Source organism: Serratia sp. JKS000199, assembly GCF_900215455.1.
In the GTDB taxonomy this organism is placed as follows: Bacteria; Pseudomonadota; Gammaproteobacteria; order Enterobacterales; family Enterobacteriaceae; genus Serratia; species Serratia ureilytica.
In genome coordinates, this window is record NZ_LT907843.1 from 1,126,384 (window position 1) to 1,138,633 (window position 12,250).

Genomic DNA, 12,250 nt, shown 5'->3' on the forward strand with positions numbered 1-12,250 from the left:
AGCAACGTTATTTAGGAGGAATATGGTGTGTTCCCACAACAATCATCAGCAGCATAGTCATTCCGCACCCTCGGCGGCGCAGCAGGATAACCTGATGCTGTGCCCGCAGTGCGACATGCTGGTGGCGCTGCCGCCGCTGGCCTATGGCAGCAAAGCGGTATGCCCGCGCTGCAAAACCACGCTCAGCGCCCGCTGGGACGAGCCGCGCAAGCGGCCGATCGGTTACGCGCTCAGCGCCTTGTTCATGCTGGTGCTGGCCAACATTTTCCCGTTTATCAACATGCGCGTCGCCGGCCTCGGCAACGAAATCCGGCTGATCCAAATCCCGGAAGTCATGGTGGCGGAAGACTACGCCAGCATGGCCACCTTGTTTATGGTGTTCGTGCAGCTGATCCCGGCGTTTTGCATGGTGGCGATCATCCTGCTGTGCGCCAGGGTGCGCTTGCCGCTGGGTCTCAAAGAGTGGATGGCCCGGGTGCTGTTCCAGTTCAAGACCTGGTGCATGGTGGAAATTTTCCTCGCCGGGGTGCTGGTCAGCTTCGTCAAGCTGATGGCCTACGGCGACATCGGCATCGGCAGCAGCTTCGTGCCTTACTGCCTGTTCTGTCTGCTGCAGGTGCGCGCTTTCCAGTGCGTGGATCGGCGCTGGCTGTGGCAGGATATCGAACCGGCGCCGCGGCTTAATCGCCCGCTGACGGTGGGGCGCACCGGCATGCGCCAGGGCGTGCGCTCCTGCGCGTGCTGCACGGCGATCCTGCCGGCCGATCAGGTGCGCTGCCCGCGCTGCCACACCAAGGGCTACGTGCGTCGCCGCCACAGCCTGCAGTGGACGCTGGCGCTGCTGGTGACCTCTGTCATGCTGTATATTCCGGCCAACCTGATGCCCATAATGGTGACCGAGGCGCTGGGTAACAAGATGAATTCCACCATCATGGCGGGGGTGATCCTGCTGTGGGGGGACGGCTCTTATCCGGTAGCGATGGTGATTTTCATCGCCAGTATCATGGTGCCGTCGCTGAAAATGTTGGCGATCGGTTGGCTGTGCTGGGATGCGAACGGCAGGAAGAAACCGCGCGCCGACAGCGAGCGTATGCATCTGATTTATGAAGTGGTCGAATTCGTTGGTCGTTGGTCAATGATCGACGTGTTTGTGATCGCCGTGTTGTCGGCGTTGGTGCGAATGGGGCAGTTGATGAGCATTTATCCCGCGACGGGCGCCGTGCTGTTCGCGCTGGTGGTGATCCTCACCATGTTCGCCGCCATGACATTTGATCCCCGGCTGACCTGGGATCGCGCAAGTGAAACAATAAACAAGGAGCCGCAAGGTGACGGAAAATAATCATAGCGTCGCGGACGTCGAGAAGATCAAACGCTGGTCGCCGGTGTGGATCATTCCCATCGTGACCGCGCTGATCGGCGCCTGGATCCTGTTTTACCACTTCAGCCATCAGGGGCCGGTGGTGACGCTGGTGACCACGACGGCGGAAGGGCTGGAAGCGGGTAAAACCAAAATCAAAAGCCGCAGCGTTGACGTCGGCGTGGTGGAAACCGTCACGTTGAGCGATGACCTGAGCAAGGTGATGGTGCAGGCGCGTCTCAATTCCGGCATGGAGAAATTGCTGCGCCAGGATTCCGCCTTCTGGGTGGTGAAGCCGCAGATCGGCCGTGAAGGCGTCTCCGGGCTGGGCACGCTGCTCTCCGGCGCCTATATCGAACTGCAGCCGGGCAACAAAGGCAAAGACGGCAAAGACAACTATCAGCTTCTCGATGCGCCGCCGCTGGCTTCCCCGGACGCCAAAGGGTTGCGCATCGTGCTGGACAGCGAGAAGTCAGGCCAGCTCAACGCCGGCGATCCGGTGCTGTTCCGCGGCTATCGCGTCGGGTCGGTGGAAACCAGCTACTTCGATCCTAAAGAGCGCGCCATGCGCTATCAGCTGTTCATCACTGCGCCTTACGATCAGTTGGTCACCACCAACGTGCGCTTCTGGAAAGACAGCGGCGTGGCGTTTGACATGTCGGCACAGGGCATGCGGGTGGAGATGGGCTCGTTGACCACGCTGTTCAGCGGCGGCGTCAGCTTCGATGTGCCGGACGGCTGGGATCGCGGCGAACAGGCGAAAGAAAAGGCGGAGTACCGGCTGTTCGACAACCAGCGCAGCACGCAGGATTCGCTGTATACCGTGCATAAAGACTACCTGCTGTTCTTCTCCGATTCGGTACGCGGCCTGCAGCCGGGCGCGCCGGTCGAGTTCCGCGGCATCCGTCTGGGGACGGTGGCGCAGGTGCCGTTCTATAAAGACGGCATGGCGCAGCGTCTGGATAACGACTACCGCATTCCGGTGCTGATCCGCATCGAGCCGGATCGCTTCCAGAAACAGCTGGGCGGCAACTTCGATATTGAAGGGCACTTGAAAGATGCGGAATCCCGCGGCATGCGCGCCTCGATGAAGTCCGCCAACCTGCTGACCGGTTCGCTGTACATCGATCTCGACTTCTATCCGCAGGAGAAACCGTGGAAAGGGCCGCGCGAGCTGTTCGGTTATCCGCTGATGCCGACCACCAGCGGCGGTCTGGCGCAGATCCAGCAGAAGCTGATGCAGACGTTGGATAAGATTAATTCGATGCCGATCAATCCGATGATCAGCGAAGCGACCAAGACGCTGGCGGAAAGCCAGAAAACCATGAAGTCGACGCAGCAGACCATGAAGTCGTTGAACGACATCATCGCCAGCAAAGAGATGCAGGCGCTGCCGCAGGACATGCAGAAAACGCTGCTGGAGCTGAACCGCAGCATGAAAGGGTTCCAGCCTGGTTCACCGGCTTACAACAAGATGGTGGGCGACATGCAGCGCCTCGATCAGGTCTTGCGTGAGCTGCAACCGGTGTTGCGCACCCTGAATGAGAAGAGCAACGCGCTGGTGTTTGAAGCCGCCGGCAGCAATGACCCTCAGCCGAAGAAGGCCACGAAATGATGAAATGGATCCCGGTAGCCCTGGCGCTGTTGCTCAGCGCCTGCAGCAGTTCGCCACAGAAGACTTACTATCAGTTGCCGGCGCTGGGCGCGCCGGCCGTGGCCGGCAGCAGCGCCGCCTCCACGCGCCAGCTGTGGTTGGAGCACGTGAGCGTGGCGGATTATCTGGCGCAGAGCGGCGTGGTGTATCAGACCAACGACGTGCAGTATGTGATAGCCCAGAACAACCTGTGGGCCAGCCCGCTCGATCAGCAGCTGCAGCAAACGCTGGTCACCAACCTCAGCAGCGCGCTGCCGGGGTGGGTGGTCTCTTCGCAGCCGATGAGCAGCGATCAGGATGTGCTGAACGTGACCATCAGCGGCTTCCACGGCCGCTTTGACGGGAAAGCGATCATTCGCGGCGAGTGGGTGCTGAACCGCCAGGGGCGTTTGATCAAAAGGCCTTTCAGCCTGGAGCTGAAACAGGGTGAAGACGGCTATGATGCCCTGGTGCGCACGCTGGCGCAGGGGTGGCAGCAGGAAGCCCAGGCTATCGCAGCACAGATGGGCGGCATTTAGTCATAATTTGGTCTAAAATCGTCTAATCCCTGTCGGCGTGAAAAGTCGTTTTTTCTCGCTGGCAGGGATTTCTATTTTATTTCAATTGGTTAACTCCTTCCTCTGCAGATCAGCCACTTAGCATTTTCCTCGGGCGTAGCTCACAAATATGACATTGGCGTGAATTTTGCGCATTGATCTTCTCTTCTTTTAGCGCTATTGATTACTCGTGGCTGCGCAAAAAGCAGCCATTGTTTTCTTTCCACCAGACCAAAATGAGGGAAACGAGGCATGAAGAGACAGAAACGCGATCGTCTGGAAAGGGCGCATTCGAGAGGGTATCAGGCAGGTATTTTAGGGCGTTCCAGGGAACATTGTCCCTACCAATCATCAGTGGACGCCCGGTCTCAATGGCTGGGAGGTTGGCGAGAAGCCATGGAAGACAGGGCTGTGACCGCTTAAGCGGCTCCCTGTCAAATAAAAGGAATAACCTCCGCCCCCTGGCGGAGGTTTTTGTTTCAGGCGCTTATTCATCCCGCCAGCGTTTCAACAAAATACTCGCATTCACGCCGCCAAAGCCGAAGCCGTTTGATAAGGCGTAGGTCATGTTCATCGATTCCGCCTGTTTCGCGACCAGATGCAAACCTGCCGCCGCCGGGTCGGGGTTATCCAGATTTAGCGTGGCAGGGGCTATCTGATCGCGCAGAGCCAAGGCGGTAAAGATGGTTTCCAGCCCCCCGGCGGCGCCCAGCAGGTGCCCGGTCGCTGATTTTGTTGAGGTCACGGCGACAGTCCCGGCCGTGCCAAACAGGTGTTTGATGGCGTTGATTTCGCCCAAATCCCCTACGGGTGTCGACGTCGCGTGAGCATTTAAATGCTGTACCTCCTCGGGAACGACGTTCGCCTGCTTCAACGCGATTTTCATCGCCCGATAGGCGCCGTTACCGTCTTCAGCGCCGGATGTCATATGGTAGGCGTCGGCGCTGGTGCCATAGCCGACGATTTCCGCGAGCGGGGTGGCGCCGCGCGCCAGCGCGTGTTCCAGCGTTTCAATGACCAGCATGCCGGCGCCTTCCCCCATGACAAATCCGTCCCGGGCGCTGTCGAAGGGCCGAGAGGCCTGTTGCGCCAATTCGGCCGGAGCGGTGGACATGGCGCGCGCGGCGGCGAACCCGCCCAGGCTGACGGTATCTATAGCGGCTTCGGTACCGCCGCACACGGCGATATCGGCTTCATCATTGCGGATCATACGCACTGCGTCGCCAATGGCTTGCACGCCGGCGGCACAGGCGGTGACCGGCGCGCCAATCGGCCCCTTGAAGTGGTGTTTGATTGAAACGTGGCCGGCCGCCAGATTGACCAGGAATGAGGGGATGGTGAACGGCGACAGCCGCTTGGCGCCGCGGCTGTCGGTTGTGCGCACCGCCTGGGCAATCGCCGGGAAACCGCCAATACCCGAGGCAATGACGGTGGCTGTGCGCTCTTGTTTTTCGTCCGTATCGGCTATCCAGCCGGCCTGACGAATGGCTTCGTCCGCCGCCGCCATAGCAAACAGGATAAAGCGGTCCATTTTCTTTTGGTCCTTGGGGGCGACGGAGGCGTCGGGGTTGAAGCCCGCTTCAGCATCTTGCGCCAACGCCGGGACCTGTCCTCCGACCTTGACCGGTAAATCTGCAACGATCTCGTCAGGCAACGCTCGAATGCCGGATTCTCCTTTTAACAAACGTTGCCAGATGGCTTCAACACCGCACCCTAGCGGTGAAACGGCGCCCATACCGGTAATGACGATACGACGATTGCTCATGATGGCTCCTTGGTAAATTCGGGTAAGTCGGCGAGGCGCCGCTGCCGCATCAGTTCGGCGCGTTGATGTATGCCGTCGCTTGCCGCCGGCCCTGGCGCCAGCGTAATGAACTGCGGCGGCACCGGCTGTTGGGTATCACGATTGACCAACTGGACTTGGATCGGCCGATCGTTGCGTCCGTCGACCAACAGGGCGCTGACGTCCCCGTCGGTCAGATGATTGTTGCCCCATTGTGAGAGCGCCGCCAACACCGGGAGAAAATCGTTGCCGCGCTCAGTAAGCAGGTAGTGATAGCGCGCCGGCCGCGTTTGATAACGTTCTTTATACAGAATGCCGTGGGCCACCAAATCCTTCAGGCGACGCGCCAGTAGCGTGGGTGACATCCCCAGACTTTGTTGGAATTCGTCGAACCGGGACAGCCCCTGAAAAGCATCGCGAAGGATCAGGATGCTCCACCATTCCCCCACGCGATCCAATGCACGCGCTACGGGGCAAGGCGCGTCGCTAAAGCGGGTTTTTTGCATACCTTCCTCACTAAGTACAATAATTGTAGTTACTATGCTAGTCATGTTAGAGGATCTTGAGGGGCAAGAGAATAACCGGACGCAAAAAAACCGCTATCGCACTGATGCGGGTATTTAGGGAGGCCGCCTTTCAGGCTGCCTGTTGCTTTGGCCGCTTCGGGTAAGCATAGGGCAGAGAGCTGTGGCGGAAGACATTTCGGTGTCGGGCGATGAAATAAGGAGCACCCAACGTTTTCATATCGCCCGATAGCGCATCTTCGCTATCGGCCCTAATCCTCTTTGATGAGAACTGAATAATAAGATGATGCTAACGGCGGTTAAAAAGAGGGGCGGGAGTCTTTGAAAGGCCGGGAAAGGATAAGAGAAAGAAATGCCATCACGTCGAACATGACGGCATGCGAAGAACGTTAGAGAGAAGGCAGTGGCCGCCTTCTCGTCAGCGTGATTAGAACGCGGTGGTATCTTTGAACAGGCCCACTTTCAGATCGGTGGCGGTATAGATCACTTCACCGTCAACCAGCACTTCGCCATCGGCGACGCCCATGATCAGCTTGCGGGTGATGACGCGTTTGAAGTTAATACGATAGGTTACCTTTTTCGCGGTCGGCAGCACCTGGCCGGTGAACTTGACTTCACCGACGCCCAGCGCGCGGCCTTTGCCTTCGCCACCGAGCCAACCGAGGTAGAAACCGACCAGCTGCCACATCGCATCCAGGCCCAGGCAGCCCGGCATGACCGGATCGCCGATAAAGTGGCAACCGAAGAACCATAGGTCCGGATTAATATCCAGCTCCGCTTCCACATAACCTTTGTTGTGAGTCCCGCCGTCTTCGGTCATTTTGACCACGCGGTCCATCATCAACATGTTACCCGCCGGCAACGGTGGGCCACCGGCGCCGAACAGCTCGCCGCGGCCGGATGCTTCGAGGTCTTCTTTCGTATAGGAATCGCGTTTATCTACCATGTTCTCAGTAAGCCTTATTTTAATGAAGGACGCAGGTTAGCTAACACGTGTACGCTGAACAAGTCCGATCAGCCGTGGTTGAACCAGTTGAGCCAGCGTAGCGGCCATGGACGGCGGCGTTCCTGCAGGCTCACCTGCGCAATCCGTTCCTGAATGGCCGCCAACAAATTCGGCTGTTGTTCGTCAGAGTAGAGGCAACCGGTGAGCAAAGGCAAGGCTTCCGCCGCGCTCTCTACCGCCCACAGGTGGAATTGTCCCTCGCGCACTGCGTCAACGACATCCTGACGCAGGCACAGGTGGCGCACGTTGGTCACGGGCAGTATGACGCCCTGTTTGCCCGTCAGGCCGCGGCGTAAACAAACCTCGAAGAAACCTTCGACCTTTTCGTTAACGCCCCCTATCGGCTGTACGTTGCCGAATTGGTCAACGGAGCCGGTGACGGCGATCTGTTGTGTGATCGGCTGCTGTGACAGGGCGCTGATCAGGGCGCACAGTTCAGCCAGCGAGGCGCTGTCGCCGTCCACTTCACCGTAAGATTGTTCAAAAACGATCGAGGCGGAGAAGGGCAGCTGCTGATCCAGGTCCAGTTCGGCGATCACGAACGCTTGCATGATCATCATACCTTTAGCGTGCAGGTTGCCGCCCAGCTCGGCCTTGCGTTCGACGTCGGTAAATTCGCCGTCGCCGAGATGCACAACGCAACTGATGCGCGACGGTTCGCCGAAGCTGCGTGGGTGGCCGGGATAATCCAGGACTGACAGGCCGTTGATTTGCCCAACCACTTCACCCTCGGTCTCGATCAGGATCTGACCCAGTTCGATCTCATCCTGCATACGCTCGGCGAGATAGCTTTCACGCCATTCGCGGGCATTCAATGCCGCTTCAAACGCTTTGGCCGTAATGCGGTCTTCTTCGGCGTACAGTGCAGCTTCGGACAACTGCTGCCCAAGCCAAACCGGCGAGAGTGGCAGGATGCCCTGATCGCCACTATAACGCACCGCCTGAACGATCAGCGGCAGCCAGGCATCGGCCGCCAACATCGGTAACTGCCGCTCGGCGATCACACCGTTGACGTAGCCGCACCACTGCGCCATATCATCAACTTCAGTCAGTTGCAGATCGTCTTCATATTCGCCATAGACCGCTTGTTCACTCAGTTCTGGCTCGATATCGTGGAAATCGGCCAGGCCGTGGCGGTCGCCGACTACAATCAGCCGCAGGTCCAGCGGCATCGACGGAATGGCGACCGGCAGCGGGCGGGTTTCGTCAGGCGAAACCCAATGGAACTGACGCTGGCCGATCATTTGCTTCAACCGCAGCCATAGCAACGGCTGGGCCAGCAGCGCCCGGGCTGACAGGATCAGAATACCGCCGTTGGCCTGGTGCACCAGGCCGGGCTGCAGAGTGATGTCGCCATTGTGGATCCGCACGCAACCAAACAGCTGCTCCGGTTCAATCCACTCTTGGAACACGCAAGCACCGCCGGCAGCGAAAGGTTCATCGCCATGGCTGGCAGGCTCTACGCTGACCTTGCCATCCTGAATGACATAGTGGCTGCCGAGGCATGCCGTGTTTTGCGGCAGCAGCGGTTTGACGGCGTTAGCGATCAGTTCCAGGTATTCTCGCGTTTCTTGCGCTTTCAACAGCATGAATCGCGGTGGCGATTGGGGGTGACAAAATAGCGTCAGGGCATTTTCCAGCCGAGGCTGAATGGCGGAAAAGGGCACGGGTGCCAACTGAGCGGCGGTATCAAATATCGCCTGATAAGGCGTTACGTCCGGCAATAAAGATTGCCATTCAAGTCGGTTATTGGTCAAAGTGTTAGATGCAATCGTTAAAAAGGGAAAGGGCGATTATACAAGAATAACGGCAGCTTGATACATGTGGAGTGCCAGTTGGCATCAGGGAGTTTGACATCGCGCGATGACTGTGCAAAAAACAGTCTAAAAGACGACTTAATTGCCGGGGAAATTCGGCGTAAAGCTGTTATGCTTATTTGAAGTTACGCGGTCACTGAAGAGCTCAAGATGAAATATCAGCAACTGGAAAATCTGGAGAGCGGTTGGAAATGGAAGTACCTGGTGAAGAAGCACCGGGAAGGGGAACTCATTACCCGCTACATTGAAAACAGCGCTGCTCAGGAAGCGGTTAACGAGCTGCTGAAGCTGGAAAATGAGCCGGTAAAGGTACTTGCATGGATTGCCGCTCATATGAATCCGGATCTGGATAACCGGATGAAACAAACGATCCGCGCCCGCCGCAAACGTCATTTTAACGCAGAACACCAGCATACGCGTAAAAAATCTATCGATCTGGAGTTTTTGGTTTGGCAACGTTTGGCTGCCCTGGCGCGTCGTCGCGGCGTGACGCTGTCGGAAACCGTCGTGCAGCTTATCGAAGATGCTGAGCGCAAAGAGAAGTATGCGAATCAGATGTCGTCGTTGAAAGAAGACCTGAAGGCGATTCTCGGCAAAGAACCTAAATAAACGGGGCAGAGCGCCTTCGTTGCACCAGGCCTTGAATGCTCTGACAAAAACAGGACGAAAAAAAACCCCGCATTGCGGGGTTTTTTATTAGGCGAGTAAACTTAGCCCTGAGGCTGAGTTACAACGTCTTTGATACCTTTAACTTCGATCTCTACGCGACGATCTGGTGCCAGGCAAGCGATCTGAGCTTTGGTAGCGCGGCCAGATTTGTAGCCACAGGTGTTGCCAGTAACTGGCTCTGCTTCACCCATACCACGTGCAGAGATTTTGTCTGACGGGATGCCTTTGGAGACCAGGTAGTCAACAACGCTCTGTGCGCGTTTTTCAGACAGTTTCTGGTTGTACTGGTCAGAACCAACGGCGTCGGTGTAACCCAGAACCACTACGGAACCGTCTTTAGGATCCATGGAGCTCAGTTGGGTGTACAGCTGATCCAGAGCCTGCTGGCCTTCTGCTTTCAGAGTAGACTTGTTGAAGTTGAACAGCACGTCAGACTTCAGAGTGAAACGCTTGGTTTCAACAACTGGAGCCGGAGCTGGAGCTGGAGCAACTGGAGCAACTACGTCATCCTGACCGAAGCGGTAAGAAACGCCCAGGCTCAGCATGGTGTTGTCTGGACGCGCGCCAACGGTACCTGCGTCACCGATGTTGCTTACGAACTGGTAGTCCAGGCGAGTAGCCCAGTTTTTGGTCAGTGCGTATTCAACACCAACAGCAGCCAGCGGAGAAACGCCGGTGTCGTGGTCGCTCAGACGCTGACCAGTACGGCCGTAGTTCGCTTTGGAGTCTGCGCGCCATACCATACCACCCAGACGAGTGTAGATGTCCAGATCGTCAGCAATTGGGTAGCTCAGTTTAGCGGCCAGTTGAACGCCCTGCGCTTTGAAAGCACCGTTGTTCACGCTGCCTTTGTAAGGCATGCGGCCCAGCCAGTCATAGCCCAGTTCGAAGCCCAGGTATTGGTTTGCCTGGTAGCCCAGGAACGCGCCTGCACCCAGTTGATCTTTATGGGTTGGGCCATTGCCGATACCGTTCTGGTAACCGTTACCGTAGAAACCAGTGTCGTGGTACTGGGACCAGCCCAGTTTAGCACCGGTGTACCAGGTGTTATCTTTTGGAGCGGCTTGCGCTACGGTAGCGAAACCTGCCAGTGCCACTGCTAATGCGATAGCTGTCTTTTTCATTTTGCGCCTCGTTATCATCCAAATAGGCAATGAGCTTTAAAGCTGTTTAAGCCCTTGGTTAAATTCCTTCGCCAAGGTTTAAGCCCTCGTTTGTTACTCGCCAGTTTTTCTGACGTTATAGAGCAACCTTGGCGATGTAAAGTCTACAACGTGGCGCGAAAGTTACAAGTGTGATGTGATAAGGCTCTAAAAAAAAACGCAGAATCGTACATATTTGCTAACATTCTCCGCTCAAAAAAGCGGCGATCAACAGGGCGTTTTTCCTTGCCGAACCGCGGCCGGACTAGCTTTTTGCCTTATCCCGCAAAGGTTCCCTTTACGGGGTGCGAAAATGATGGGAAAAATCCTAAATTTACTTAATGATACAAAGAAGAGTGAATTTTTAGGGTAGAACACTGTCCGTGAGTCGGGCTAATGTCACGTTGTGGACGCATGATAAACCCGTATGCGTTACCCAATTCTGCCGCTCGTCTTAATTTTAGACGATCCTCCTCTGTTAGCTCGGGCAACCAGCCGAGAACCACGCTGTAATTCCCCGTTTGCAGCGCTTTTTCCATTGCCTCAACCGTATTCACCGGGCTGATCTGGCTCAATTGCACCACTTTATCCACCGGCAGGCCGGATTGCTGCAGCCACTGTTTGCTTAATTTTTGCTGCGGCGTGAGCCACAGAAGCCAGCGAGACTGCTTGCCCAGTTGCTGCAGCAGGGGCAACAGCAATTGAGCCACTGCGGGCTGGCGCTCGTTGTAAACAAGTTCACTGATCAAGCCATTCTCTTTGCCGACATCCGTGTTCTTCGCAACATTGCGCGTTGTATAAGAGCCATGGCCGAAATGAGGTTGGTAGAGTGATTGAGTACGCATAAAGTTCCCGCCCGTCGTGTTACTGTATGTTTATACAGTATCCCTGATTTAGGATAAGATCAACCCAAATTTTCGTAGCGGCTCGCATAATTGCGATCATTTTTTGTACCGATGGTTTTTGTGATTGGCAGGCGGGCGGATAGTGCGTATTTTTCTAATTAGTTGTTCACGTTACTTTTTTCATTGATGAGAGAAATAATACGGCCAGAACCTAAAGGCCAGAACCTAAAGGCCAGAACCTAAAAAGGAGGAACGCTATGAAAAGGATGTCGACGAGAAGAATCGCGCAGGCTAAAAATTGCTTTGCGGCATTGGGGGCCATCACGACTCGGTCGCAGTTCGGCGGTTACGGTCTGCTGGCTGAGGGCGTCATGTTTGCGGTGATAGCGGAGGGGGAGCTGTATTTGCGGGCTACGGCAAGCATGGAACCCGCCTTTCGCGCCCGCGGAATGGTCAATATGGTCTATTCCAAACGCGGTGTGCCCATTACCTTGCGCTATTACTGGGTTGACGAGTCGCTGTGGCGGGAACGCAACGAGCTGGTGGGGCTGGCCTGGCAGGCTGTCAGGGAGGCGCGCCGGGAGCAGCGGCTTAAGGCTGGCGATCACGGCCGACTGAAGGCATTGCCGAATATTGACGTCAATATGGAACGTCTGCTGTGGCGAGCGGGCATTCGCAACGCTTATGACCTACGGCTGCATGGCGCCAAACGCAGCTATCTCCGTTTATTGAAACAGCAGACTAATTTGGGGCTACGAGTGCTGCTGTCGCTGGGCGGGGCGATAGCCGGTTATCATCAGGCGGCGTTGCCGGCCGAATTACGCAGCGAGCTAGTGCGTTGGTTCGATCATACGATGGCGATGCGCCGCCATGGGCATGAGCCAGTTATTCAGGGCCCATCGATCGGGCCCTGAATA

The 12,250-nt window shown here is 56.6% G+C and carries 12 protein-coding genes; 6 read left to right on the forward strand and 6 right to left on the reverse strand.

From position 1 onward, the window contains the following. Positions 1–25: 25 nt before the first annotated feature. From pqiA to rmf, 4 genes are all read left to right on the forward strand, one after another. On the forward strand, positions 26–1,339 hold the full coding sequence (pqiA, locus tag CPH57_RS05375; protein ID WP_369825817.1) for a membrane integrity-associated transporter subunit PqiA: 1,314 nt from the start codon (positions 26–28) through the stop codon (positions 1,337–1,339). Then, on the forward strand, positions 1,326–2,972 hold the full coding sequence (gene pqiB / locus CPH57_RS05380) for an intermembrane transport protein PqiB (RefSeq protein WP_033642587.1): 1,647 nt from the start codon (positions 1,326–1,328) through the stop codon (positions 2,970–2,972). Before pqiA ends, pqiB begins: the two co-directional genes overlap by 14 nt. Beyond that, a complete protein-coding gene (pqiC, locus tag CPH57_RS05385; protein ID WP_047024932.1) occupies positions 2,969–3,529 on the forward strand; it encodes a membrane integrity-associated transporter subunit PqiC in 561 nt (186 codons plus the stop codon). The genes pqiB and pqiC overlap by 4 nt, the downstream gene beginning before the upstream one ends. Positions 3,530–3,799: 270 nt before the next feature. Continuing rightward, positions 3,800–3,970, forward strand: a complete 171-nt coding sequence (rmf, locus tag CPH57_RS05395) for a ribosome modulation factor (protein WP_004928150.1) — start codon at positions 3,800–3,802, stop codon at positions 3,968–3,970. A 64-nt stretch (positions 3,971–4,034) separates the two neighbouring features. Here rmf and fabF read toward each other — a convergent pair whose 3' ends face one another. From fabF to CPH57_RS05415, 4 genes are all read right to left on the reverse strand, one after another. Beyond that, positions 4,035–5,312 carry a beta-ketoacyl-ACP synthase II gene (gene fabF, locus CPH57_RS05400; RefSeq protein ID WP_033650690.1) on the reverse strand — a complete coding sequence of 426 codons (1,278 nt, stop codon included), beginning with the start codon at positions 5,310–5,312 and terminating at the stop codon, positions 4,035–4,037. After that, on the reverse strand, positions 5,309–5,836 hold the full coding sequence (locus tag CPH57_RS05405; protein ID WP_033650691.1) for a helix-turn-helix domain-containing protein: 528 nt from the start codon (positions 5,834–5,836) through the stop codon (positions 5,309–5,311). Before CPH57_RS05405 ends, fabF begins: the two co-directional genes overlap by 4 nt. A 445-nt stretch (positions 5,837–6,281) precedes the next feature. Next, positions 6,282–6,800, reverse strand: coding sequence for a bifunctional 3-hydroxydecanoyl-ACP dehydratase/trans-2-decenoyl-ACP isomerase (fabA, locus tag CPH57_RS05410; RefSeq protein ID WP_004928144.1), 519 nt, complete (start codon positions 6,798–6,800; stop codon positions 6,282–6,284). Positions 6,801–6,868: 68 nt separating this feature from the next. Continuing rightward, a complete protein-coding gene (locus CPH57_RS05415) occupies positions 6,869–8,617 on the reverse strand; it encodes a Lon protease family protein (protein WP_072055814.1) in 1,749 nt (582 codons plus the stop codon). Positions 8,618–8,827: 210 nt separating this feature from the next. On the opposite strand from CPH57_RS05415, the gene matP reads away from it, so the two are divergent. Beyond that, positions 8,828–9,286, forward strand: coding sequence for a macrodomain Ter protein MatP (gene matP, locus CPH57_RS05420; protein WP_033642591.1), 459 nt, complete (start codon positions 8,828–8,830; stop codon positions 9,284–9,286). Positions 9,287–9,387: 101 nt separating this feature from the next. Here the strand turns inward: matP and ompA are convergent, their stop codons facing one another. Both ompA and sulA read right to left on the reverse strand, forming a co-directional pair. Next, on the reverse strand, positions 9,388–10,470 hold the full coding sequence (gene ompA / locus CPH57_RS05425) for a porin OmpA (RefSeq protein WP_033644244.1): 1,083 nt from the start codon (positions 10,468–10,470) through the stop codon (positions 9,388–9,390). Positions 10,471–10,826: 356 nt separating this feature from the next. Further along, positions 10,827–11,333 carry an SOS-induced cell division inhibitor SulA gene (gene sulA / locus CPH57_RS05430; RefSeq protein ID WP_033642592.1) on the reverse strand — a complete coding sequence of 169 codons (507 nt, stop codon included), beginning with the start codon at positions 11,331–11,333 and terminating at the stop codon, positions 10,827–10,829. Between the two features lie 257 nt (positions 11,334–11,590). On the opposite strand from sulA, the gene CPH57_RS05435 reads away from it, so the two are divergent. Further along, entirely contained in the window at positions 11,591–12,247 is a 657-nt protein-coding gene (locus CPH57_RS05435) for a TfoX/Sxy family DNA transformation protein (protein WP_046686788.1), read from the forward strand. Positions 12,248–12,250 lie beyond the last annotated feature (3 nt).

Coding starts and splice junctions, on each gene's coding strand:
- pqiC (WP_047024932.1), top strand. CDS start 2,969: ATGATGAAATGGATCCCGGTAGCCCTGGCGCTGTTGCTCAGCGCCTGC.
- rmf (WP_004928150.1), top strand. CDS start 3,800: ATGAAGAGACAGAAACGCGATCGTCTGGAAAGGGCGCATTCGAGAGGG.
- fabF (WP_033650690.1), bottom strand. CDS start 5,312: ATGAGCAATCGTCGTATCGTCATTACCGGTATGGGCGCCGTTTCACCG.
- CPH57_RS05405 (WP_033650691.1), bottom strand. CDS start 5,836: ATGCAAAAAACCCGCTTTAGCGACGCGCCTTGCCCCGTAGCGCGTGCA.
- fabA (WP_004928144.1), bottom strand. CDS start 6,800: ATGGTAGATAAACGCGATTCCTATACGAAAGAAGACCTCGAAGCATCC.
- matP (WP_033642591.1), top strand. CDS start 8,828: ATGAAATATCAGCAACTGGAAAATCTGGAGAGCGGTTGGAAATGGAAG.
- ompA (WP_033644244.1), bottom strand. CDS start 10,470: ATGAAAAAGACAGCTATCGCATTAGCAGTGGCACTGGCAGGTTTCGCT.
- sulA (WP_033642592.1), bottom strand. CDS start 11,333: ATGCGTACTCAATCACTCTACCAACCTCATTTCGGCCATGGCTCTTAT.
- CPH57_RS05435 (WP_046686788.1), top strand. CDS start 11,591: ATGAAAAGGATGTCGACGAGAAGAATCGCGCAGGCTAAAAATTGCTTT.